Origin of the sequence: uncultured Roseobacter sp. (assembly GCF_947495275.1) — a bacterium.
GTDB lineage: Bacteria > Pseudomonadota > Alphaproteobacteria > Rhodobacterales > Rhodobacteraceae > Roseobacter.
Genome location: NZ_CANLYL010000002.1, coordinates 125,527 through 149,732 on the forward strand (window position 1 = coordinate 125,527; position 24,206 = coordinate 149,732).

22 protein-coding genes are annotated in these 24,206 nt (G+C 59.6%); 14 read left to right on the top strand and 8 right to left on the bottom strand.

Annotated elements, in window-relative coordinates; all coding sequences use genetic code 11:
* Positions 1–52 precede the first annotated feature (52 nt).
* The 9 genes from Q0802_RS03935 to Q0802_RS03975 all read left to right on the top strand — a co-directional run bounded on the left by Q0802_RS03935 (position 53) and on the right by Q0802_RS03975 (position 8,203).
* The gene (locus tag Q0802_RS03935; RefSeq protein ID WP_298913906.1) at positions 53–991 is read left to right on the top strand and encodes an ABC transporter ATP-binding protein; all 939 of its coding nucleotides are present in this window, start codon (positions 53–55) and stop codon (positions 989–991) included.
* A complete protein-coding gene (locus Q0802_RS03940) occupies positions 988–1,749 on the top strand; it encodes an ABC transporter permease (RefSeq protein ID WP_298913908.1) in 762 nt (253 codons plus the stop codon). Before Q0802_RS03935 ends, Q0802_RS03940 begins: the two co-directional genes overlap by 4 nt.
* 68 nt (positions 1,750–1,817) lie before the next feature.
* On the top strand, positions 1,818–2,615 hold the full coding sequence (locus Q0802_RS03945) for a S49 family peptidase (protein WP_298913910.1): 798 nt from the start codon (positions 1,818–1,820) through the stop codon (positions 2,613–2,615).
* A gap of 175 nt (positions 2,616–2,790) precedes the next feature.
* Positions 2,791–3,738, top strand: a complete 948-nt coding sequence (locus Q0802_RS03950; protein WP_298913913.1) for a calcium/sodium antiporter — start codon at positions 2,791–2,793, stop codon at positions 3,736–3,738.
* A 22-nt stretch (positions 3,739–3,760) separates the two neighbouring features.
* A complete protein-coding gene (locus tag Q0802_RS03955) occupies positions 3,761–4,540 on the top strand; it encodes an SDR family oxidoreductase (RefSeq protein ID WP_298913915.1) in 780 nt (259 codons plus the stop codon).
* Positions 4,541–4,833: 293 nt separating this feature from the next.
* Positions 4,834–6,711 (top strand): excinuclease ABC subunit UvrC, encoded by a 1,878-nt coding sequence (uvrC, locus tag Q0802_RS03960; protein WP_298913918.1) that lies wholly within the window; start codon positions 4,834–4,836, stop codon positions 6,709–6,711.
* Positions 6,712–6,845: 134 nt separating this feature from the next.
* Positions 6,846–7,514, top strand: a complete 669-nt coding sequence (gene pgsA, locus Q0802_RS03965) for a CDP-diacylglycerol--glycerol-3-phosphate 3-phosphatidyltransferase (protein ID WP_298913921.1) — start codon at positions 6,846–6,848, stop codon at positions 7,512–7,514.
* Entirely contained in the window at positions 7,511–7,756 is a 246-nt protein-coding gene (gene moaD / locus Q0802_RS03970; RefSeq protein WP_298913923.1) for a molybdopterin converting factor subunit 1, read from the top strand. The genes pgsA and moaD overlap by 4 nt, the downstream gene beginning before the upstream one ends.
* A 3-nt stretch (positions 7,757–7,759) precedes the next feature.
* Entirely contained in the window at positions 7,760–8,203 is a 444-nt protein-coding gene (locus Q0802_RS03975; RefSeq protein ID WP_298913926.1) for a molybdenum cofactor biosynthesis protein MoaE, read from the top strand.
* Positions 8,204–8,211: 8 nt separating this feature from the next.
* On the opposite strand, the gene Q0802_RS03980 is transcribed toward Q0802_RS03975, so the two are convergent.
* Entirely contained in the window at positions 8,212–9,138 is a 927-nt protein-coding gene (locus tag Q0802_RS03980; RefSeq protein ID WP_298913929.1) for a hydrogen peroxide-inducible genes activator, read from the bottom strand.
* Between the two features lie 97 nt (positions 9,139–9,235).
* On the opposite strand from Q0802_RS03980, the gene katG reads away from it, so the two are divergent.
* On the top strand, positions 9,236–11,419 hold the full coding sequence (gene katG / locus Q0802_RS03985) for a catalase/peroxidase HPI (RefSeq protein WP_298913932.1): 2,184 nt from the start codon (positions 9,236–9,238) through the stop codon (positions 11,417–11,419).
* Positions 11,420–11,602: 183 nt separating this feature from the next.
* Positions 11,603–12,049, top strand: a complete 447-nt coding sequence (locus Q0802_RS03990) for a universal stress protein (RefSeq protein WP_298913935.1) — start codon at positions 11,603–11,605, stop codon at positions 12,047–12,049.
* 7 nt (positions 12,050–12,056) lie between these two features.
* Here the strand turns inward: Q0802_RS03990 and Q0802_RS03995 are convergent, their stop codons facing one another.
* Genes Q0802_RS03995 through ubiA form a run of 3 tightly spaced genes read right to left on the bottom strand, consistent with a single transcriptional unit; the run spans position 12,057 to position 15,318 of the window.
* Positions 12,057–12,383 (bottom strand): hypothetical protein, encoded by a 327-nt coding sequence (locus tag Q0802_RS03995; protein ID WP_298913938.1) that lies wholly within the window; start codon positions 12,381–12,383, stop codon positions 12,057–12,059.
* Entirely contained in the window at positions 12,376–14,295 is a 1,920-nt protein-coding gene (locus Q0802_RS04000) for an OmpA family protein (protein WP_298915254.1), read from the bottom strand. The genes Q0802_RS03995 and Q0802_RS04000 overlap by 8 nt, the downstream gene beginning before the upstream one ends.
* 60 nt (positions 14,296–14,355) lie before the next feature.
* The gene (ubiA, locus tag Q0802_RS04005; protein WP_298913941.1) at positions 14,356–15,318 is read right to left on the bottom strand and encodes a 4-hydroxybenzoate octaprenyltransferase; all 963 of its coding nucleotides are present in this window, start codon (positions 15,316–15,318) and stop codon (positions 14,356–14,358) included.
* A gap of 24 nt (positions 15,319–15,342) precedes the next feature.
* Here ubiA and Q0802_RS04010 point away from each other — a divergent pair, with 24 nt between their 5' ends.
* The 3 genes from Q0802_RS04010 to Q0802_RS04020 all read left to right on the top strand — a co-directional run bounded on the left by Q0802_RS04010 (position 15,343) and on the right by Q0802_RS04020 (position 18,018).
* Positions 15,343–16,062, top strand: coding sequence for a 16S rRNA (uracil(1498)-N(3))-methyltransferase (locus Q0802_RS04010; RefSeq protein ID WP_298913944.1), 720 nt, complete (start codon positions 15,343–15,345; stop codon positions 16,060–16,062).
* Positions 16,059–16,580 carry a hypothetical protein gene (locus Q0802_RS04015; protein ID WP_298913945.1) on the top strand — a complete coding sequence of 174 codons (522 nt, stop codon included), beginning with the start codon at positions 16,059–16,061 and terminating at the stop codon, positions 16,578–16,580. Before Q0802_RS04010 ends, Q0802_RS04015 begins: the two co-directional genes overlap by 4 nt.
* Before the next feature lie 67 nt (positions 16,581–16,647).
* Positions 16,648–18,018 carry a glutamate--cysteine ligase gene (locus Q0802_RS04020; protein ID WP_298913947.1) on the top strand — a complete coding sequence of 457 codons (1,371 nt, stop codon included), beginning with the start codon at positions 16,648–16,650 and terminating at the stop codon, positions 18,016–18,018.
* 105 nt (positions 18,019–18,123) lie between these two features.
* Here Q0802_RS04020 and Q0802_RS04025 read toward each other — a convergent pair whose 3' ends face one another.
* From Q0802_RS04025 to xrtT, 4 genes are read right to left on the bottom strand one after another with little or no spacing between them, the layout of a single operon-like run.
* Entirely contained in the window at positions 18,124–19,662 is a 1,539-nt protein-coding gene (locus tag Q0802_RS04025) for an ATP-binding protein (protein WP_298913950.1), read from the bottom strand.
* Positions 19,650–20,354: a response regulator transcription factor gene (locus Q0802_RS04030; RefSeq protein WP_298913952.1), complete on the bottom strand. Its 705-nt coding sequence runs from the start codon at positions 20,352–20,354 to the stop codon at positions 19,650–19,652. Before Q0802_RS04030 ends, Q0802_RS04025 begins: the two co-directional genes overlap by 13 nt.
* The gene (locus Q0802_RS04035; RefSeq protein ID WP_298913954.1) at positions 20,327–22,417 is read right to left on the bottom strand and encodes a VIT and VWA domain-containing protein; all 2,091 of its coding nucleotides are present in this window, start codon (positions 22,415–22,417) and stop codon (positions 20,327–20,329) included. The genes Q0802_RS04030 and Q0802_RS04035 overlap by 28 nt, the downstream gene beginning before the upstream one ends.
* Before the next feature lie 12 nt (positions 22,418–22,429).
* Positions 22,430–23,854 (bottom strand): exosortase T, encoded by a 1,425-nt coding sequence (xrtT, locus tag Q0802_RS04040; protein WP_298913956.1) that lies wholly within the window; start codon positions 23,852–23,854, stop codon positions 22,430–22,432.
* Positions 23,855–24,206 lie beyond the last annotated feature (352 nt).

Here is a 24,206-nt window from a genome sequence, read left to right on the forward strand (position 1 = left end):
TACGGCGCGCGCCGCCTAGTTTGCGCAGGATAGCAAGTGGGACAGAGCGACAATGCCACCAATTCTCAACATTTCAGAGTTGCGGAAATCCTATTCTGACGGATTTGAAGCGCTCAAAGGGGTCAGCCTGCAAATAGATGCGGGTGAAATCATCGCATTGCTGGGGCCAAACGGGGCTGGCAAGACAACACTGATTTCAACCGTTTGCGGCATTACCACGGCAACGTCCGGGACCGTCGAGGTTGGCGGCCATGACATCATCCGCGATTTTCGCGCCGCGCGATCCATGATCGGTCTGGTGCCCCAGGAGATCAATCTTGAGCCTTTTGAGAAGGTCATCAACACGGTGCGGTTCTCCCGGGGGCTTTTTGGCAAAGCCCCCGATGACGCAGCGCTGGAACGGATCTTGCGGCAATTGTCGCTGTGGGACAAACGCAATAGCCAGATCCGTGAACTGTCCGGCGGGATGAAACGCCGCGTGCTGATCGCCAAGGCGCTGAGCCACGAGCCGCGCCTGCTGTTTCTAGACGAGCCCACCGCCGGGGTCGATGTGGAATTGCGCAAGGACATGTGGGAAATCGTCGAAGGGCTGAAAGCCGATGGCGTGACCATCGTGTTGACCACCCATTACATCGAGGAAGCCGAAGCCATCGCCGACCGGGTGGGCGTGATCGCCAAGGGCGAATTGCTTCTGGTCGAAGACAAGGAGAACCTGATGGCGCGCATGGGGCAAAAACAGCTTGATGTGCAACTGTCAGAACCTTTGTCGGCGGTCCCAAAGGCGTTGGAGAAATACGATCTCATCCTCTGCGACAACAATCGCACGCTGACATACAGCTACGACACCCGCGCTGAACGCACCGGCATCACGAAGCTGTTGTCGGATGTCTCCGCCGCCGGGCTTGTCCTGCGGGATGTAGTCACCCGTCAAAGCAGTCTTGAGGATATCTTTGTCGGCCTTGTGCACGAAGACATGGGGGGTGCGTCATGAACTGGACTGCGATCAAGGCGATTTATCTCTTTGAAATGGCACGTTTCTTCCGCACGTTGGCGCAAAGCCTGATTTCGCCGGTGCTGTCCACCTCGCTCTATTTCGTCGTGTTTGGTGCCGCCATCGGCAGCCGCATTCAGGAAATCGAAGGCGTCAGCTACGGGGCCTTCATCGTGCCGGGTCTGATCATGCTGTCGGTGATCACCCAGGCCATTTCCAACGCCTCCTTCGGCATCTATTTCCCCAAGTTCATCGGCACCATCTATGAACTGCTGTCAGCACCGGTGAATTTTCTGGAGATCGTCGCCGGATATGTCGGCGCTGCGGCAACCAAGGCCCTGTTCATTGGCGTGATCATACTGATCACCGCGTTTTTCTTTGTGGATGTCCAGATTGCGCATCCGCTGGCCATGGTGGCATTCCTGCTTCTGACCTGCCTGAGTTTTGCGCTTCTCGGTTTCATCATTGGCATCTGGGCCGGCAATTTTGAACAATTGCAACTTGTGCCGTTGCTGGTGGTCACGCCCCTGGTGTTTCTGGGCGGGTCGTTTTACTCGATCTCCATGCTGCCTCCGGTCTGGCAGACAATCTCCTATTTCAATCCGGTCGTTTACCTGATCTCAGGCTTTCGCTGGGCATTCTTTGGCACGGCGGATGTGCCAATTGCCCTGTCGCTGGTCGCAATCGCCGGCTTCACGTCTTTGTGCCTGCTGGTCATTGGCTGGATCTTCAAAACCGGCTGGCGCATCCGGCAATAAAGACGCAGTGTAAAACTCTAGGGTTCTTCTCCTTGTTTGGAGGGGGGTGCCATTCTACATGGGAACACATGAAACGCTGGATACCCTTTCTGAAATCTGACCCGACCGTTGCTGTTATTCGCCTTGCTGGCATGATCAGCGCGTCGGGGCGTGGCGCATTGAATGACGCAGCACTCGCGCCGGTGATCGAAAAAGCCTTCTCGCGCGGCAAACCCAAAGCCGTGGTATTGGAGGTGAATTCGCCGGGCGGCAGCCCCGTGCAATCGTCGCTGATCGGCGCCCGTATTCGCCGATTGGCCGAAGAAAAAGACATCCCCGTGATCGCCTTTGTAGAGGATGTTGCGGCCTCCGGTGGCTATTGGCTGGCCGCTGCTGCAGATGAGATATTTGCGGATGAAAGCTCGGTTGTGGGATCAATTGGCGTGATCTCTGCCTCTTTCGGCGCGCATGAACTGCTGGCGCGTCAGGGTATCGAGCGACGCGTCTATACGGCGGGCAAGTCGAAATCCATGCTGGACCCGTTCCGCCCGGAAAACCCCGAGGATGTGGCGCGTCTGAAGGGGTTGCTGGAAGACATCCATACGAATTTCAAAGACCACGTCAGCGCGCGCCGTAAAGGCAAACTGCCGGAAGATCAGGATCTCTTTACCGGTGAAGTCTGGCTGGCACGACGGGCGGTGGATCTTGGACTGATTGACGGCATTGGGCATCTGAAACCAATGATGCAGGACCGTTTTGGAGAAAAAGTGAAATTCCGCCGCTACGGGGTGCGTAAATCCTTCCTGTCGCGCTTCGGTGCGCGGGTTGTGGATGACGCGCTTCAAAGTGTGGAAGAACGCAGCGCCTTTGCGCAGTTCGGGCTTTAACCCATATGATTTTCAAGATTGTCACCCTCTTTCTGGTCGTTATGGGCGTCCTTGCCATGTTCGGAAAAATGCATTGGTTGGGTGGCAAACGACTGACATCAGCAAAATGCAGCCGCTGCGGTCGCTACCGGATCGGGCGCGGGCCTTGTGCCTGCGGCGGGGATGATCGTTCGTGATGATGCCGTGGTTTCTCTGCGGCTTTGGCCTGATCCTGTTGCTGCTTGCAGGGGACGCGCTGGTCAAAGGCGCGGTTAACCTCAGTCTGCGATTGGGTGTCCCGGCTCTGATTGTCAGTTTGACAATTGTGGCTTTTGGCACCTCTGCGCCCGAATTGTTGATCGCCATTCAGGCCATCAAGGACGAGGCGCCGGGTCTGGCATTGGGCAACGTCGTGGGATCCAACACCGCGAATATCCTTCTGGTTCTGGGAGTTCCGGCGCTGCTGGCCACCATGCATATGGCGGAGTGCAACACCCGGAAAACCTATAATTTCATGATTCTGGCCAGCCTGCTCTTTATCGGGCTCGCCTTTCGCGGTGTCTTCGACTGGATCGCAGGTATGGTGCTGCTGGTCTGCCTGGCACTGATGCTGGGGGACGCCTTTCGCGATGCCCAAAAACACCGGAAGGCCTGCAGAGATCTGCCCGAAGAAGAGCCTGAGGGCGCTGATCCAGATATGCCCTGGTGGCGGATCATCGTGTTTCTTGTCCTGGGTCTGATTGGCCTGCCTCTGGGGGCCGACCTGCTTGTCGATAACGCGACGATCATTGCGAAAACCTATGGGGTCTCGGACACTGTGATCGGCCTTACCCTGGTGGCAGTGGGCACCTCACTGCCGGAACTGGCAACAACTGTCATGGCCGCACTGCGCCGTCAGGCGGACGTGGCGCTTGGTAATGTCATAGGGTCCAACATGTTCAATCTGCTGGCGATCATCGGCATCGCAAGTTTCGTTGGACCGATCAGGGTAGACCCGGGCTTTTTGACCTTTGATTTGTGGGTCATGCTGGGGGCCTCTGTTCTTTTGGCCCCCTTCGTCTATCTGTGTTGGAACATCACACGTATCTGGGGCGTCATCCTGACAACGCTCTACCTGACGTATCTGATCGTGGTTCTGAGCTGATCTAACTTGAGGAGCAGAGGATATGGCAACAGCGTTAGTCACCGGTGCTGGGCATCGTATCGGGCGTGCCATGGCACTATTTCTGGCAGACCGCGGGTATTCCGTGGCCGTGCACTATGCCTCATCAGACAAAGGCGCGCGCGAAACCGTGGCTCTGATCGAAGAGCGAAACGGTCGTGCCATTGCCTTGCAAGCCGACCTTTTGGACGACGCGCAGACAACAAAGCTCTTCTCGGATGCGATTGCGCAATTGGGAGGGCCGATTACCTGTCTGGTCAATAATGCGTCGATCTTTGAATATGATACGGTTGAAACGGCAACCCGCGACACCTGGGACCGGCACATGCAAAGCAATTTGCGCGCGCCATTCCTGTTGACACAAGCCATGGCCGCGCAGGGATTGTCCCCGCTGAAGGATGATGCCGGTGAGCCGATGGCCGCGGCGCTGATCGTCAATATGGTGGATCAACGGGTGCGCAAGCTGACGCCTGAGTTCATGACGTATACGCTGGCCAAGATGGGGCTTTGGGCGATGACGCGCACGACGGCTCAGGCGCTTGCTCCGGCGATACGGGTGAATGGTATTGGTCCCGGGCCGACGTTGCAGGGCGGTCGTCAGTCGGCGGAACATTTCGCCACCCAACGTGCGAATACAACCCTTGAGCGTGGCTCAAATCCACAGGATATGACGGCGGCGCTGGGGTACTTTCTGGACGCGCCTGCGGTGACCGGCCAGCTGCTTTGCGTGGATGGCGGGCAGCACCTTGGATGGCAGACCCCCGATGTCTTGGGCGTTGAATAATTCGGTGACCCGGTTCGAGTTTTGCACCACGTTAATGGGTGTTACAAAACCGTTACCAAAATGTCTTTGTTTTCAAAAACTTGCACTGTGTAAAAGAATATTTCTTTATTTATCAGTACTTTAACATAGTGCCTATTTTTTGTGCAAATCGTGGAAATGCCCCAATTCAAACAGAATTTTCCAAATGCCTTGAAGTTATCGGCAGAGTTATCCACACGATCCGTGGAAAGGTTATGGCTTGCAGTCGGCTACGCTACAGTGCAGCCAGCAGATAGAATCGACACCGGGATCAGATGACAGACAGAGACAACATTCAGCTTCCGCGCGAGCTGACCGGGCATGAAGTGATCCAGGGTTATCTCAAGACCCTCGATTCCTCGCCGGGTGTCTACCGGATGCTGGATGGGGAAAGCCGTGTTTTATACGTGGGCAAGGCGCGCAACCTGCGTGCGCGTGTCAGCAGTTACGCGCGGCCCGCCGGGCATTCGCCGCGGATTGCGCGCATGATCTCCAATACCGCTTCGATGATGTTTCTGACCACGCGGACGGAAACCGAGGCGCTCCTTCTGGAGCAGAACCTGATCAAGCAGCTGAAGCCGAAGTTCAACGTTCTGCTGAGGGATGACAAAAGCTTTCCCAACATCCTGGTGACTGCGGAGCACGATTTTCCCCAGATCAAGAAACACCGCGGGGCCAAGAAGGAAAAGGGCAGCTACTACGGCCCCTTTGCGAGTGCGGGGGCGGTCAACCGGACGCTGAACCAGTTGCAGCGGGTTTTTCTGCTGCGGGATTGTTCCAATGCCATGTTTGAAAGCCGCACGCGTCCCTGTCTGCAATTCCAGATCAAAAGATGCTCGGCCCCCTGCGTCGGCAAGATCACCCCGCAGGAGTACCAGCAAACCGTTCGGGATGCGGAAAAATTCCTGACCGGCAAAACAACTGATATCCAGGCGCGCCTGGCCGCCGAAATGAGCGCTGCCTCCGACGCCATGGAATTCGAACGTGCCGCGGCATTGCGGGACCGCATCAAGGCCCTGACCCAGGTGCAAACAGCGCAGGGCATCAACCCAAAGAATGTGGCTGAGGCTGATATCATCGCGCTGCATATGGACAGCGGACAGGCTTGCGTTCAGGTGTTTTTCATTCGCGCTAATCAGAACTGGGGTAACCGAGACTATTATCCGCGGGTGGGCAATGATGTGGATGCGGCGGAAGTTCTGGAAGCCTTTGTCGGGCAGTTCTACGACACGCGTGAGCCGCCGCGTCAGCTGATCCTGAGCAATGAAATTGAAAACCCAGATCTGATGGCAGATGCTCTGACCGGGAAACTCGGGCGCAAGGTCGAGCTGATTGTGCCGCAACGGGGCGAAAAGGCCGAACTGATCGACAGTGCCTTGCGAAATGCCCGGGAATCGCTGGCACGCAAGATGGCGGAGACGGCGACACAGGCGCGCTTGATGAAAGGGGTGGCGGAAGCCTTCGATCTGCCAAATCCGCCCGAACGCATCGAGGTCTACGACAACTCTCATATTCAGGGCGCATTTGCTGTCGGGGCCATGATTGTCGCGGGTGCTGAAGGGTTCATGAAGAACCAGTACCGCAAATTCAATATTCGGGGGGAGGAGCTGACGCCGGGGGACGACTTTGGCATGATGAAGGAGGTGCTGACCCGGCGCTTCAAACGGCTCAAAAAGGAAGACCCGGATCGTAAGGAAGGCCATTGGCCGGATCTCCTGCTGATCGACGGTGGGGCCGGGCAGGTCAGTGCAGTGCGTGAGATCATGCGGGAATTCGGCGTCGAAGACATTCCCATGGTTGGCGTGGCCAAGGGGCTGGATCGAGATGCGGGCAAGGAAGAATTCCACCGGACCGGAAAGCGGCCCTTTGCGCTGAGGCACAATGACCCGGTTTTGTATTTCGTGCAGAGGATGCGGGACGAGGCACATCGGTTTGCCATCGGAACACATCGGGCAAAACGGTCCAAGGCCGTTGGCGCGACGCCGCTTGATAACGTGCCCGGTGTGGGGGCTGCGCGCAAACGGGCCTTGTTGGCGCATTTCGGATCGGCCAAGGCGGTATCGCGGGCAAATCTGAGTGATCTCAAAGCGGTGGAGGGTGTCTCGGGCGCCCTGGCCGAAAAGATTTATGACTATTTCCACGAGCGCGGTTGATCCAGCGGACGCGCGTGCCGCGCGACACGATGTTTTGCTTTTCTGCCGAAAAGCGCGGCTGCGTGTCACGGTTAGTTCATGCGCTCTTGCGGTTGTCGCTTTCGCAGCCAATTTGAGCGATGTAAGGTAGCCTCATGACACTCACGATGCCCAATGTCCTGACGATCGTTCGCTTGCTGGCGGCACCCATGGTGGCTGTCATGTTCCTTTATTTCACAAGACCTTATGCGGACTGGTTTGCCTTGGTGCTGTTTGTGCTGGCCGCTATCACCGATTGGTTCGACGGGTATCTGGCGCGGGCCTGGAAACAAGAAACCAAGCTTGGGGCGATGCTGGACCCGATTGCGGATAAAGCCATGGTTGTCATTGCTCTGATGGTGATCATCGGATTTTCCAGCTGGTCACCGTGGCTGGTTCTGCCCGCGACGGTCATCCTGTTTCGCGAGGTTTTCGTCTCCGGGCTTAGGGAGTTTCTGGGGGATACCGCCGGCACACTCAAGGTTACGAAACTGGCAAAGTGGAAGACGACCTTTCAGATGGTCGCGATTGCGGTTCTTTTTTCGCAGGGCGTGTTCGAACATTACCTTGGCATGTCGGCCTATGGAATGGACCAAACCATGGTCAATGCGATTTTCGAGGGCACGGAGCCGGATTTACAGGGGCTGCGCTGGAAACATGCGGCAATGGAATGGGCGGGCAGTACCGGACATGTGCTCTTGTGGGTGGCCGCAGCTCTGACGTTGATCACCGGCGTGGACTATCTACGCAAGGCCATGCCTCACCTCAAGGATGATGAGAAATGAACGTATTATATTTCGCCTGGGTGCGTGAACGTATCGGTTTGCCACGCGAGGATGTTGACACAACGGCCACGACGGTTGCGGAACTTGTCGACGAGCTCCGGGCCCGCGAGGATCGTTATGCGCTGGCTTTTTCGGACCTTTCCGCCCTGCGCGTGGCGGTTGATCAGGAACTCAGCGATTTTGATGCCAAGCTTGATGGGGTGCGTGAGGTAGCGTTCTTTCCGCCAATGACCGGGGGCTGAAACATGCGGATTGCCATTCAGCAAGCGCCTTTTGATCTGGGTGTCGAAAGTACCCGTTTTGCGGCCGGTCATCGCGATGTCGGTGCCGTGGTAACATTCACGGGGATTGTGCGCGATACCGGCAATGCGCGGCTGGATGCGATGGAGATCGAGCATTACCCGGGCATGACCGAAACGGCGGTGACCGAGATGGCGCGCGAGGCGCAAACCCGCTGGTCGCTGGCGGATGTTCTGATCATTCATCGCCATGGGCGGCTTGAGACCGGCGATATGATCATGATGGTTGCCACCGCGTCACGGCACCGCAAGGATGCCTTTGAGGCGGCTGAATACCTGATGGATTATCTGAAATCCCGCGCGCCGTTCTGGAAGCGGGAAGTTACTGCCGAAGGGGCCTCCTGGGTTGAGGCGCGGGGTGAAGATGAGGATGCGTTAAGCCGCTGGTAATGCCGCACCTATCCTCCGGATCGCTTGCACTGTTCTGTTTTGAGGGCTTCGGCGGAACGTTGCACGACATCGGAAATCTGGTGAAGCTGAGCCGACAGTGGGCTGGTTTTTCGCCAGACCATCCCAATGGTGCGAGAGGGTTCCGGCGCGTTCAGGGAGGCAATGGAAACGGCGGCTGATTTGGTTTCGACCGGCACGGCCATCTCCGGGATCAATGTGACACCAATGCCTGTCCCGACCATTTGCACAAGGGTCGAGAGCGAACTGCCATCCATCCCCTCGCGTGCCAAGGGCGACCGCAAGCCGCAGAACGACAGAGCCTGATCGCGAAAACAATGGCCTTCTTCGAGCAAAAGCAGCCGCATTTCGCGTAAGGACTCGCGATTTGGCACCGGTTTTCCGGCATCTTCCTGACTGCGAACAAGGACAAAATTCTCCTCGAACAGCGGAATTTCTGTCAGCGAAGGCTCGGAAATCGGCAAGGCCACAATGGCCGTATCAAGCCGCCCCTCGATCAGCTCCTTGATCAGCTTGTCCGTCAGCGTTTCGCGGATGTGAATGTCCAGATCGGCATGGGCCAGGGACAGGTTGCCAATGATCCTGGGCAAGAGATAAGGGGCAATTGTGGGAATAATGCCAATGCGCAGCTTCCCCACCAGCCCGTCATTGGACGCGCGCGCCAGATCGCCCAGATCATCCACAGATTGCAGGATCGCGCGAACCCGCTCGGCAAAAACCTCGCCAAAGGCTGTCAGGCGTACATGACGCGCGCCGCGCTCGAAAAGCGGTGTGCCAAGCGATTCCTCAAGCTCCTTTATCTGCACCGAGATCGCCGGCTGCGAGATCGAACAACTGTCTGCCGCGCGACCAAAATGCCCCAGCGCGGCCACGGCTTCGAAATAGCGCAATTGCTTGAAGGTGAGATTGAGGGTCATAGGTTCAGATTATCGCTGCGATAGGAAAATCCAAATTAAACATATCGAAGTGATCTGGTAAACCACCTTCGACAGCAACATCTTCAGGAGCGAGAAAATGGACGGAAACGATATTGGCAAGTGCCCGGTCATGCATGGGGCCAGCATTCATGCGACCAATGAAGTCAGGGGCAACCGCGATTGGTGGCCCAACCAGCTCAACCTGAAAATCCTGAACCAGAACGCGCCGCAGACGGACCCTTTCGGAAACGCGGTGGATTATGCCGAAGCGTTCAAAAACCTTGACCTTCAGGCGCTCAAGAAAGACCTGACCGCCCTGATGACCGACAGCCAGGACTGGTGGCCGGCGGATTACGGTCACTACGGTCCTTTGTTCGTGCGGATGGCCTGGCATTCGGCGGGCACCTATCGCACCGGTGACGGGCGGGGGGGTGCGTCTTCGGGTTCTCAGCGGTTTGCGCCGCTCAACAGCTGGCCGGATAACGGCGGTCTGGACAAGGCGCGTCGCTTGCTGTGGCCGATCAAGCAGAAATACGGTAACCAGATTTCCTGGGCTGATCTGATCGTTCTGGCGGGCAATGTCGCCATGGAATCAATGGGTTTCAAAACCTTTGGCTTCGGCGGCGGTCGTGAAGATGTCTGGGAGCCCGAGGAAGATATTTATTGGGGTACCGAGGAAACATGGCTGGGCAACAGCCGTTACACCGGCGACCGCGAGTTGGAAAACCCGCTTGCCGCCGTGCAGATGGGCCTGATTTATGTGAACCCGGAAGGCCCGGATGGCAATCCTGATCCGGTGGCCTCCGGCCGCGACATCCGCGAGACATTCGCGCGGATGGGGATGGACGATTATGAAACCGTGGCCCTGACGGCCGGCGGTCACACCTTTGGCAAGGCTCATGGTGCGGGCGATGCGGCATTGGTTGGCCCCGAACCCGAAGGCGCGCCCATCGAACAGATGGGTCTGGGGTGGAAGAACGCTTTTGAATCCGGTGTTGGGGGCCATGCCACCGTCAGCGGGATCGAGGGCGCGTGGACGCCAACGCCGACAACGTGGGACATGTCCTATTTCGATACGCTGTTTGGGTACGAGTGGGAACTGACGAAAAGCCCGGCGGGCGCGCAGCAGTGGACAGCCGTCGGCGGTGAAGGCACCGTGCCGGATGCCCATGATGGCGGCAAAAGCCATGCGCCGATGATGACCACTGCGGATATGGCCATGCGGATGGACCCAGCCTACGAGAAAATCTCGCGCCATTTCCATGCCAATTCCGAGGAGTTCGCGGATGCCTATGCGCGGGCATGGTTCAAGCTGATCCACCGCGATATGGGGCCAAAATCGCGCTATCTCGGCAACGAAGTTCCAGCAGAAGACCTGTTGTGGCAGGATCCCTTGCCCGCCGTTGATCACGCTCTGGTCGACGCATCCGACGTCGCGGATCTGAAGGCCAGGGTTCTGGCGTCAGGGCTGTCGATTTCGGAATTGGTGTCGACCGCGTGGGCGTCTGCATCGACCTTCCGTGGGTCGGACCGTCGCGGTGGTGCCAATGGTGCCCGCATCCGTCTTTCTCCGCAGAAAGACTGGGAGGTCAATCAACCCGCGCAGCTGTCCAAGGTGCTTGGCGTATTGGAAGGCATCCAGGCCAGCTTCAACAGCGCGCAATCCGACAAGGCAATTTCGCTGGCGGATGTGATCGTGCTGGCGGGTTCGGCGGCGGTCGAGCAGGCGGCGAAGGCTGCTGGCCATGATCTTGAGGTTCCTTTCACAGCCGGACGGACGGACGCCTCGCAGGAGCAGACAGATGTCGAGAGCTTTGCGGTTCTGGAGCCGGATGCAGATGGTTTCCGCAACTATCAGAAAGCCGAGTTCACCGTATCTGCCGAAGAGATGCTGGTCGACAAAGCACAATTGCTCACACTGACCGCGCCGGAAATGGCCGTCCTGGTAGGGGGCCTGCGGGTTCTTGGTGCCAACGTGGGGGGCTCCAAACATGGTGTCTTCACCGACCGCGAAGGGGCTCTGACCACGGATTTCTTCACCAATCTCGTGGATATGAACACCAGATGGGCACCCACCTCTGACGACGCCGTGTTCGAGGGCAGCGCAGATGGGGCGGTGAAGTGGACGGCAACCCGTGTCGATCTCGTTTTCGGGTCGAACTCGCAGTTGCGTGCGCTTGCCGAGGCCTATGCGCAGGACGACGCCAAAGACGCTTTTGCCCGGCAGTTCGTGGACGCCTGGGTCAAGGTGATGGAGCTGGACCGTTTCGATCTGTCCTAACAAATTGGCCTGCTTGGCGGGCCAGTTTCAGATAAACCAGACTATTTTGGCGGGTGGCTTCGGCGCCCGCCAGAACTTTATCTGCCGCGCCATCCGGGTCTTGTGTTGACGTGTATCAAGGCGCGGGTTCCGCGTGGGCGCTAAGCTTTTGACATCCCAATTTTTTAGCAGGAGACAAAAGCAATGTTCAGCAAGATCACGGTCGGATTTGACGGATCGAAACCATCTGAAAACGCACTTCGGCTCGCCTGCGACCTTGCAGGGAAATACGCCGCGGAGATTCACATCGTTCACACGCCGAAACCCGAAACCGTTGCCTTTGCCACAGGGGCGGTGGCGGGCTACCACGTTGCCACCACCATGCCGTCGGCCGAGGAAGTGGAAAAAACCGCCCAGAAGTTATTGTCCACCGCCATCGAGATCACCAAGGAGGCAGGCTTGCCATCGGTTGCCACGCACATCGAACATGGCGATCCTGCGCAATCCCTGCTGGATACAGCCGAAACCCTGGGTTCTGATCTGATCGTGACGGGGCGTCGCGGTCTGGGTAATTTATCCGCTTTGGTTCTGGGCAGCACATCGCAAAAGGTCAGCCATCTGGCGACATGTGCCCATCTGACGGTTTCCTAGCCGCGCGTCAGCCGACATGCAGGCGATCAAGGCGCGCGCGCAGCTCTTCGGCTTCGTGGCGCGCATCGCGCAGCCCGTCCATGGCGGCGCGCAACTCGGCCTCGGTTTGGGCCAGCTGATTGGTCAGCTCGGCCTCGCGCTGTTGCAGGTAGGTAATGGCCTGATCGCGGGTCTCTTCGGCCTCGTGTAACTCCTGGCTCATCCGGTCAAGTTCTGCCACATCCCCAGCCGCCACGCGGCTGAAGCGATGCACGATCCAGTTGGCAAACCAACCAAGGCAGAAAGCCACAAAGAGGATGATCGCTGTCGCAATGACAAACTCTGTCCTACTCATTGTTGCTTCCCTCTTCCGCGGTGCCTGCTGCTGCGTCACCGGTCTGAGCTCCTGTATCACCGGATTCGGCCACGCTTTCCAGTGTTGTTTGCGGCTCAGGCTCTGAAGGTTTCGGGCGGATCAGCCTGAATTCAATGCGCCTGTTGGCTTCTCGGCCTGCCTCGCTGCCGTTGTCGGCGACGGGGGCGGTCTCACCATATCCCTTGGCCGCAAAAGAGCCCGTCAAAACCCGGCGCGCGCGCAATTCGTTCAGAACCGATTCCGCTCGTGCCTGGCTCAATGACAGGTTCATTTCTTCACGGCCCTGGCTGTCGGTATGACCCTGTACCTCAAGGCGGATATCGCCGCATTCCTTCAGAATCTCGGCGATGCTGTCCATCGTGCTCAAGGCGCTGGTGTCAATGGTCGCGCTGCCGGGTTCAAAGTTGATCTTGGCCTCAGAAACAACCGTCGCGATCTGCGCCTCGCACTCTTCGGGTGATGGCAATGCCGCAATCGGGTCGAGCGCTTCGACATAAGCAATGTCGATCTCGAAGGTGGCCTCTTCACCCAGCTTGTCAGCCATCAACTGGGCAATGGCGGTGCTGGCATTGGCATTGCCGGAACGGCCTGTCATGGTAATGGCATCCGGGGTGACGGTTGCGGCACCATTGTTGAGAAAACCCAGAGCCTCAATGCCCGTCAGGACACGCGCGGGCCAATCTGCGGGCAAGTCATCGACAACCCGCGCGGCCGTGTAGACATTTTCCGATCCGAACTTTGCCCGCGCGAAACTGTCGGCGACCTCGCGCATTTTTGCGTCCGTGATGCGCCCGCGTAACTGAATCTGACCCTCGGGGCTCAGGGTGGCCACGAATTCCGGTGGTCCCGCTGATGGCTCAGGGGTCTCGGGCAGCACCGGGTAGAGCGCGAAGACTTCCGGCAGGCTGTTTTCCAACTCGCCCGTGACCCGATCAAACAGGCGTTGTTCAGTCCCTTCCGCGGCCACAAGGGTGATGTCGGCATTGGAAAAGGTCACACTGCCCGCGCCCAATTCGGCCAGCGCCCCAATGGCCGCTTCGGCGGCGTCGGTCCAGTTTCTGGACGGCACACCCATGCCAATGGTACAGCGCCCGGGCCCGGTAAGGCCCGCCTCAAAAGCGGCTGTCAGAATACGCCGCTGGCTTTCTTCGGTGTCCGCCGAGCAGGAATCGAACCGGCTGCCGTTTTCATCTTTCACAAAGCGCAGCGTGAAGGGCGTGATAACCGGGCGCGGGGCCGTGATGTTCATCGACAGGCGCAGCGCCGGGGGGGCCGAGCGGATCAGATCCGCTTCCATTTTGGCCTTGGCATCGCTGCTGTCGGCGATGGCCGTGATTTCAACGCGGCCTGCGTCAACCGACACTTTGGCGCGCGGCAGGTCTTCTATGGCGGCTGTCGCAAAGGCCAGCGCATCGTCCCAACCGCCGGGGACGGGGTAGTCTGCGGTCTCCAGAAGATCGGTCACCGGCAGATCGCTCATGTCCACGAAGCCTTCAATCAGCGCGTCCCGGTCCGTCGCTTCCGGGATCAACCCGATGATCGACAAACCCGCGGTATTGCGCAGAACTTCGACGGAAAATCGCGGGGCGATGATGGAGGCCGCGGCTTCGACTTCCATCTCGTCGATCACCCGCGCGGCATCCACGACCGAGCCCGCGACGCTGAGGGCGCGAAACCGCACAGCTTCATTCGGGGCCAGCCCGGCAAGGGTGACGCGCAGCCCGTCTGCCTCAACCTCCGCCCAGACAAGATCATTGCTGTCCAGCGCATCTCTCACGCCGATTTCAGATGAGTCCTCGATCAGTTGAACCGATGAATTGGCGGCAAACAAAGCCGCCGCGGCAGCGGCCACAAAGGCAGAGATAACAAGAGAATACTGAGACAGGCGCATATCACCGGGTGGTCTGAACAAGGTCTCTTACCTGATACGCCTCCGGGCGCGGGGTTTCAATCATGCCAGCAGCGCTGCGGCAAAAAAGAGCAGCGGGATCATGCCAGTATCCCGGTTGGCGCGAAACAGTTGTAACAATTTCCCGCTATCCTCGATGTCGAGCCCGCGCAATTGCCAGGCCATGTGCCAGCCCATGGCCCAGGGTCCCGCCAGCGCCAGCACCATGGCCAGGACGCTGGCATGCGGCAGTGCGCTGTAAATCACTGCCAATCCCATCAACCCCACCGTCGCCATCAGGAAGCGGCGCAGCCATTTAGCCGTGTTTTTTCCAAAAAGACGGGCGGTGGATTTGATGCCGATCAGGGCGTCATCCTCGGTATCCTGATGGGCGTAGATCGTGTCGTAGAACAATGTCCAGGCGATTCCGGCGGCGTATAACACTATCGCCGGGGCGTGCAGGGTGCCGCTATGGGCGGCCCAGGCCAGCATGGCACCCCAGTTGAAGGCGAGCCCCAGAAAAACCTGCGGCCACCATGTGAACCGCTTTGCGAAGGGGTAGATCGCCACCGGCAACAGCGCAAGCACCCCCATGGCAATCGCCGCCTGATGGAAGGTCAGCAGAATGCAAAGGGCCAGCAGGGATTGCGCGCACATCCAGATCACCGCGCCCCGAACGCTGACCTGCCCTGACGGGATGGGCCGTGATCGCGTGCGCTCGACCTGCCCGTCAAAATTGCGATCACTGATGTCATTCCAGGTGCAGCCCGCGCCCCGCATGAGCCAGGCACCAATGCCACAGCCGACCGCGATCCACAGATCGTGCCAGCTGGTGTTGCCATCGTGGATCATCGCCAGAATGAGGCCCCACCAACAGGGCAACAGCAAGAGCCACGTGCCGATCGGTCGGTCGGCGCGGCTGAGGCGCAAATACGGGCGTGACCACGCAGGGGCATGTATATCGACCCAGTTGTCTTTTACCGCATCGGCCACCTGACCATCTGGTACTGTCTTCGGGTCTTGCATATGTATCTCTCCATGGACCGTATCGTGACAGCCAAGATCCGACTTTATGTAGAGCATGCTTTGGGGCAGGGGCAATTGGTTCCGATGTCGCGGGAGCAGGCACATTACCTTTTTGGCGTGATGCGGCTGGGTGTGGGTGCCCCCGTGCTACTTTTCGATGGAAAGAATGGCGAATGGCTGGCCGAAGTGGCCGAGGCTGGCAAACGCGGAGGCGTGCTGAGCGTTCTGGAGCAGACAAGGCCGTTGCAGATGCCGCCCGATCTGTGGTTGCTCTTTGCGCCGATCAAAAAGGCGCGCACGGATTTCATCGTGGAAAAAGCGGTCGAGTTGGGGGCGGGCAGGATCGTTCCGGTCCAGACCGCGTTCACGAATTCCGGACGTATCCACAAAGATCGCCTTCAGGCCCACGCGGTGGAGGCAGCCGAACAATGTGGCGCTACATATGTGCCCGAAGTGGCCGATATGGTCCGGCTGGATGCGGCACTGGACCGATGGGATCGGTCGCGCCAGATCATGTTCTGCGACGAAGCCCGGGCTGGGGAGCAGGCGGCTTTGCCTCCGGCAAACGGCCCCTGGGCAATCCTGATTGGTCCCGAAGGCGGGTTTTCACCCAAGGAACGGGACCGCCTGCACCGGCTGGAGGTTGCGCACCCGGTGCCGCTCGGCCCACGGATCCTGAGAGCGGACACGGCGGCTGTTGCGGCCCTGACACTGTGGCAAAATCAACTGGGAGACTGGCAATGATCCGACCCGAGGCCAAGGCCCAGCTGCTCAGATGGCGCGAAGCCCTCGCGGGCGCTTTCATGGTTGCTGTGGGCCTGTGGTGGCTTCTGGGTCCGGGGCGGCTCTTGATCTTCCCGGCAGCGGCACTGATTGTTGCCGGGGGCGCGCTGATCTGGATCGGTGTGCAACGCGCGCGGTTTCGAAATGCGGGTGAAGGGCCGGGTTCCGTGCGTGTCGATGAGGGACAGATCACCTATTTCGGACCCCTGACGGGGGGCGCGGTTGCTTTGCAGGAACTGTCGCAACTCACTCTGGACAAAGGACTTTTCCCGGCGCATTGGCGGTTGCGGCAGCCCGGTCATCCTGAACTGCTGATCCCGATCAACGCCGAAGGGGCCGACGCACTTTTTGACGCTTTCGCGACGCTCTCGGGATTGCGGACAGAACGCATGCTGAGCGCCCTGCAGACAAAGGGCAAACACCCGATTGTGATCTGGCAGCGCGATCCTTCGGCGAATGCACAGATTAGTCTGCATTGACACCCCGATGAATTCGCCGCATCCCTGAGCCCTGATACGCATCGGCTGAACAAACGGAGCCTCGCACATGTCCATTCCTCAATCCGGCGGCGGCCCGATCACCTCCCATGACCAATTGGCGCAATATCTGGCGGATGGATGCAAGCCGAAAGAAGACTGGCGCATCGGGACCGAGCACGAGAAGTTTGGCTATTGCAAAGACACGCTGCAACCGCTGCCCTATGAGGGTGCGCGTTCGATCCGGGTGATGCTGGAAGGTCTGCGCGACACCCACGGCTGGGCGCCGGTCGAAGAAGGCGGCAAGCTCATCGGGCTGGAAAAGGACGGGGCCAATATCAGCCTGGAACCCGGCGGGCAGCTTGAGCTTTCGGGGGGTCCGCTGGAGACCATCCACGAGACCTGCGACGAGGTGAACACCCATCTGCGCGAAGTGCAGGACGTGGCCGACAGGATCGGCGCGGGGTTCATCGGTCTGGGGGCAGCCCCGATCTGGACCCATGACGACATGGATCTGATGCCCAAGGGCCGCTACAAACTGATGAATGAATATATGGCCAAGGTCGGCACCATGGGCCGGGTCATGATGCGCCGCACCTGCACGGTTCAGGTCAACCTCGATTTCGGCTCCGAGCAGGACATGATCCAGAAAATGCGCGTGGCGCTGGCGCTGCAACCGATTGCCACGGCGCTGTTCGCCAATTCGCCCTTCTTTGAAGGCAAACCCAACGGGCATAAATCCTGGCGCAGCCGCGTCTGGCGCGATCTTGATGACGCGCGCACCGGGACCTTGCCCTTTGTCTTTGAAGACGGATTCGGTTTTGAGCGCTGGGCTGAATATGCGCTCGATGTGCCGATGTATTTTGTCTATCGCGACGGCCAGTATATCGACGCGCTGGGCATGTCTTTCCGCGACTTCCTGAAAGGCGAACTGCCTGCCTTGCCGGGCGAAATCCCGACATTGAGCGATTGGGCGGATCATCTGACCACCGCCTTCCCCGAGGCGCGGATGAAGCGGTTTATCGAGATGCGCGGGGCCGATGGCGGCCCATGGCGCCGTCTTTGTGCCTTGCCCGCGTTCTGGGTCGGACTGATGTATGACCAGTCGGCACTGGACGGGGCCTGGGATCTCGCAAAAGACTGGGATGCAGAGACCCGTGAGACCATGCGCGTGGCGGCCTCCGTTGACGGGCTTCAGGCCGAGGTGAACGGGATCAACATGCATGACATCGCGCGCGAGGCGGTGGCGCTCAGCCACGAAGGACTCAAGGCCCGCGCCCGTCCCGGAGCCGGTGGCTTGGTGCCGGATGAAACCCATTTCCTCAACGCGCTGCAAGAGAGCATCGAAAGCGGCAAAGTGCCCGCCGATGAGCTGCTGGATCACTATCACGGCGACTGGCAGGGTGATCTGAACCGCATCTATTCGGAATATTCCTACTGAGCGCAGAGCGCCCCGCAGCCTGATGCAGGCGCGAGGCCCGAACGCCGGTCACGATAACGGGCTTCCGTAAATGGTAGGGCCCTGGTTTCAAGGATCGCGCGCCGCTCAGCGCCTGAACACGATCTGAAAAATGGCACCCTTGTTGCCGGGTTTCGCTCTCAATGTCGCGCCATAGCCCTCCAGAATGGTTTTGCAGATCGCTAGCCCCATGCCGGTGCCGCCCGTGTCGCGCCGTGTCGTGAAAAACGGCTCGGACAGGCGGTCAATATCCTCCGCCTCGATGCCATCGCCATCATCTGCCAAGGTCAGGACATGCCCATCCCGGGAAATCCGCAGCGTTTGTGCATTATGGGCCTGCGCGTTTTGCGCCATGTGCAGCAGGATCATCCGGCCATGTTCCACGGTCAGGGGCAGCTGTGTATCCTCAGGGCAGCCATTGTCGATGCGCAAGCCGTCTACCTGCGGGATCATTTCGCAGAGCTTGCCCGGCTCACCCGGCGCCATGGTTCTCGCCTGAGTCATTTCACGCAATTGCTCCAGCAAGGCGTTCATGCGGTGACCCTCGGCGGCGATGTTATCCAGCAGTTTGAGGCGGTCGTCATCGGCAAGGCCATCGCCCTGTAACAGCTCTGCCGCAGCCACGATGGTCGTGACGGGTGATTTCAGCTCATGGGTCACATGATCCGAATAGGTTGTGATCTCCTGCGAGCGTTTGGTCAGTGTCGCGGCCATCTGTTCAACGCTTTCGCCCAGGGTGGCAAGCTCGCGAAATCCGTAATGCGGCAGCGCTGCCGCGTGGTCCTTGTGGCCCTCAGCCACCGCCATTGCCGCATCGCGCAGCCCCGTCACGGGACGTGAAATCAGCCGGATCAGCACCCATCCGATCAGAGAGGCAAGGGCGAGCATGACGACAAACATGGTCAGGATGGCGCTGCGTTCCTGATAGAGGAATTTGCCCAGATTGAGGGGTGTTCGTGAAATGTGGACGGCACCAATGACGCGATCTGCAACAATCACCGGATAGGCGACAAAAACGCGAAACCCGGTGTCGCGGCTCAGGGACGCAAGCGGATGCACCTTGTTGCCATCGCCGCGCAACCGCAGCACCCGACCGATATCACCACCCAGTGCCGCCTGAACTTCGACAAGATCGCCAAGGCTCGGGGCACCGGGCGCGTTCAAAAGCCGCCCGTCATGGCTCAGAAACGCAACGCCGGAGAAGGTTGTCTGCTGCGCCCCCCGGGCGATGCTGACAAGCGGGTCAATGATGGCCATATACCGCGGGTCAATTTCCGTCGAAACCGGGTCACCTGCCGGGCGCGGTGGCAGCACCGGATCGTGACGCACATTCAACAGCGCCCGCGCCGGATGCAGGTCCTGGCCCCAGTGCTGCTTTTGTGCATCCGTCAGAGCGGTGCCAATTGTCGGTCCGGGCAGGGGGCTGAAGGCGCTCGCGTAAAGCTCGGCATAGATGGCGGCTTGCTGAATAAGCGATTGTTCTGTCTCCCGCACGAACTGGTTCGAGGTCAGCCGAAGGGCGAGCAGTGCGATCAGCGGAACCGAGACAAGGGCCGCACAAACGCCTGCAACAACCATCGCAATGGACGGGCGCCGGCGTTTTCGGATGCCGGTCACCTGCGACATGTGCCCAGTTTCAGGCCAACGCTATGGACGGTTGCGATCAGATCGCCACACCCCACTGCCGCTGCCTTTGCGCGAATATTGCGCAGGTGGCTGTCCAATGTCCGGCCTGACAGGGCGGTATTGGGCCCATAGATGCCGGTGATCAGCTGGTTGCGGTCAAAAACCCGCTGTGGCGCGCGCACCAGCAGTTCCAGCAAGGAAAATTCCGTCGCGGTCAGGACCAGTTCGGCCCCGCCAAGAACACAGCTGTGAGCGGTCGGATGCAAGGTCAGATCCCCGTGGCTCAGACTGTCATCCGCCGCAGGTTTACCGCGCGCAAGGATCGCCTTGATCCGCAGAACCAGTTCGCGCGGACTGAAGGGTTTGGGCACGAAATCATCCGCGCCCAGTTCAAAGCCCAGCACCCGGTCAATCTCATCTTCCTGTGCAGTCAGGAAGAGCACCGGAACATTTGAGGTGGCGCGGATCGCCTTGCAGCAGTCAAAGCCATCCATTTGTGGCATCCCGATATCAAGAACCACCAGATCGACAGCCTCACGCGAGATCCGGGTCAGCGCAGCCTGACCATTTGCCGCCTCCAGCGTCTCGAAACCCGCCGATTGCAAGGCGATCCGCACGACATCGCGAATATGCGGGTCATCATCAACAATCAGGACGCGGGACATCATGGGTGACGTTGTACTTCCGCGCATCGCTTTGTCCAGAACCAACCGGCACTTGCGATCCTGCGGCGCAGGCTGATCAGCGACATGACGAGGACGATCAGAAAGCCGAAGATCGTTTGAGGCTCCGGTGTGGACGCGCCGGAAAACCCGCCCTGAAACGCGGTGACGGGCACGCCTGCGGGGATCGGCAACGGAACCGATGCCGGTGTCGCCGCCTGTCCGGTCGTGTTCACCTTTTGCCGGGACACCGCAACAAAGGAGGTGTTCTGCGTTTGCAGCGAGAAGGCCAGGCCAAGGCGGGTGATCTCCGCATTCGCGGCCTGCGCATTGTCGCGCCCAAGGGCCACGTCGCGCGTCAGCGTCGCAATCCGGTTGCGGGCCCAGACCAGCGGCAAACCCGCCGCCTGTTCGTTATGTGTCAGGCTCAGCGCCACCGGCATTTCCGCAGCCCGGCCCTGGACGAGACCTTTGACCATGATCTGTGCCGTGTCGGGGCCGTTGTGACGCGCATAGACCCGCAGACCCTGCCCCGCGAAGAGGTCAGGAATGCGCGACGGCGTAACATCGGAAACCTCCAGATCGCCCCAATCAATATGGATGTCGGTCAACAGCGGCGTCTTTAAGTCTGCGGCAAGGGTTTCGGCCACATCATTGGCCTTTTCCCCCACCGGCACGTAGCGGGTATAGCCACGCCCCTCTTGCGTCATGGCATCGAGCAGATAGCGGTTCACCGAACTGCCAATGCCAAAGGCATAGATGCGCGCATCACCGATCTGTCGGTGGATCGTCCGCAAGACCTGTGCTTCGTCACCGATGTAGCCGTCGCTCAGAAAGACAACGATCCGCAGGGTGTCGGCGGGCTGCTCTGTGGCAAGGGCCGTGCGGATGGCCTTGTCGATCTCGGTCCCGCCACCGGCACTCAGGCGGCGCACGTAATCGCGCGCCTGCCGAACATTACGCCCCGTCGCAGGCTGGGCCTCGGCGGAATAGGTCCGGGTGGTATCGGAAAAAGGGATGATCCGGAAATAGTCATCTTCACGCAGCCCCTGAAGGGCCCTGTCCATGAAAACCTTGCTGGCCTCCATTGGCGCGCCATTCATGGAACCAGAGGTGTCCAGAACAAAGACAAGCTCGCGCGGGGTAATCATCGCGTCGTCAGGCAGTGCGGGGGGTTCCACCATCAGCGACAGAAAGCCGCCGCGTTCGTCAACATGCGACAGGCTCGCCGCCTCAAGGGTCGCGCGCCCCAGCTTGTAGCGGATCACGAGGTCTTTGTTGTCGAGCACCCGCGCATCGGAGAAGGCAGCGGTCAGCCCGTTTTCGGTTCTTTCAACGGTCAGAGGATGCGTCGCACTGCCGAAATCCGCGACGGAAATGCCGCTGATCATTTTCAGGTCAAGCGAGACCCGCTCAGCGCGAAAGGTCTCTGGGATCTCCAGCCCAAACACCGGCGGGTGATCCGGCACATCGGCGATGGTCCATGTGTTGACCGGCAACGCCGCAGACTCCTCTGTCGCAATCGCTGCGGTTTCTGCCGCCTCCGGCGATCCCTTGTAGCGCGGGCCGACGACCAGGGGGATGACCAGCTCCTGTTGGCCGTCGATTTTCGGCACCATCTGTACGTAGCGCAGGGTCACTTCGATGGGCAGCCCCGGCATCAGATTGGCGATGCGTTGCGTGAACATATTCGGGCGGTGCTGGGTCAGGAGGGCTGCGGCCTTACCCGCCTCGGCAGCCTCCTCAAACGTGGCTTCGGCCTGGGCCTTCTCCTGAATGACGGCTGTTACGATGTCATCGCCCACGACCATCTCCATGCCGTAGATGGCCGCGCTCTGGTTCAGGGGGAAAAGATATTCCGCCTCAATCGGCAGCTGCGCGTCGTTGACAAAGGTCTGCGTGATCTCGACCGTGGCCACATCGCCTTCGATGCTGACCGCGATGTCGCTGTGCAGCATCGGCAGCAGAAACGCCTCACCTCCCAAGGACCCGATCACGTGACCTCCCATGTCGTCGGGGGTGAGTGCCCGCGCGACAGGCGCGCTTGTGAGGCTGAAAAGGGCGCAGAGAAGCGCAAGCAATGAGTGTCGCATGGTATCCTCGTGTTAGGGAAGGTCGAGTGCAGCCAGCGTTGCCAGCTCATAGGAATTTCGGGCGGTCTCGGGAAGTGCTGCGGGGGTGATCCGTTGAACGGACCGCCAAGTGCGGGATGTGCCGATGAGCCACCGCCACACCGCCTCTCCCACGCTTGCGGTTGCATACCCCTGTTCCGAGATGAAACTTACCGCGACGGTCCAGACCTGACCGTCCGGTCCCGTGGCCTCATAGATCGAGGTCGGGATCGGGTCGAACCGGGTGCCCTTGAACGCGACCTCAAAGCCCATGCCCCGCAGGCAGGTTTCCGGGGAATGCAAGTGGCGCAATGGCGATGAGGTGCTGACAAGGTTCAGGCCAAGCGGGCCGTATTGCACCTTCTGGGCCGTTCCCCCGAAGGCGGTGAAATAATGCTGTTCGATCTCTGACAGGGCAACCTCGACCGCGGGGTGGCCGCGCAACTGTATGGGCAAAATCGCTGCTTTTACGGGGGCGGATACGTCGAGGGGCCGTCCGGGCGCGCTGACGATGCTCAACGCGGCGATGATCGCGCAGGCCACGATGGGCAGCTGCGCTTGCCATGGTATTTGCCATGCGACGCAGATGCGGCTGTTTCGGCGCGCTGGGGTCGGACGGTAGAAACAAAGGGACAGCCCGCCGGACAGGGCAATCGTCATCACCCCGATTGCCACATGCGGCACTTGGACCATCGTGTCATAACCAAGTGCCAGCCCAGCGGCCAAAAGGCTGATCCGCAGGGCATTTCCCAACAAGGCAAACAGCATAACCACCCCCAGACCACTGATGGCAGGCAAAAAAGCTGGCCGATAAATCACGTTCAGAAAGGCCCAGAGACTGACCATCAACAACAATCCCGACGCACCGGAGCAGGGCAGGTCCACCAGAACGTCAGCCCCGTTCACCTGGAGCCGCACGCCTTCGCAGATCAGATCGTCAAAGACCGGCGACAGCATTCGGCAGGCGACTTCCGCGGATAGCCTTTGCAACGGATAGCCTGCGACCCGCTGCAGGATCGGGCCAAGCGGCAAGGCAAAGAGGAAAAATACCGCGAGCCAGAACGGCGAGATCGCGAAACGGCGATGTTCAAGGCGTAGCAAGGCCGCCAGCGCGTAGATATCAGCCGCAAGGGCAAGCGCGCTTACGATGTTTACGGCAAGTATTTGGCCCAGCAGGCGCAGGCCCGCAGCGAAGAGAAACAGAACAAAAACGCGACCGGTCGGGGGTGCCGCTCTGGGGGAGGAGCTTTTAAGGGACAGACCAACCAGACCGAAAAGTGCCAGACAATAAAGTCCCCCATCGGATTGATAGGATGGATCGTGCCAGCTGTGAACGAGCCATTTGAGGGGCTCGACAGCCAGCAGGGCAGAGGCCAGCGCCAAACCCGTCCAAAGCAATGTATCGCGTTTTTGTTCCATGCTTGGTGGTATGACGCGCGGCTTTGCAGATGGGCCTGTCAGGATGTGCAGAAACTGTGCAGCATGGAACATCGTGGATCGGCGTTAAGATACGTGCGCCGGGGCAGGGTTTGTTTAACCGAGGCGGGTGTTTTCCGGTCTTTGACGTGGATATGCATGGAAACGCCGCTGATCGGTGCACGGGCTGTGCACAGCTTGTGTACGGGGTGTGCGCCGGGGATATCCCTTGTTTTGCGGGCCGGTTTGGGACCCGGGCCAGGGGGCATGTCCGGGCCGCCTCGCGGTGTTGCGCGTACGCCTTGGTGACCATTCGGGCAGTGGTCGAAAAAAAATGCCCCGGCGGTTGGGCCGG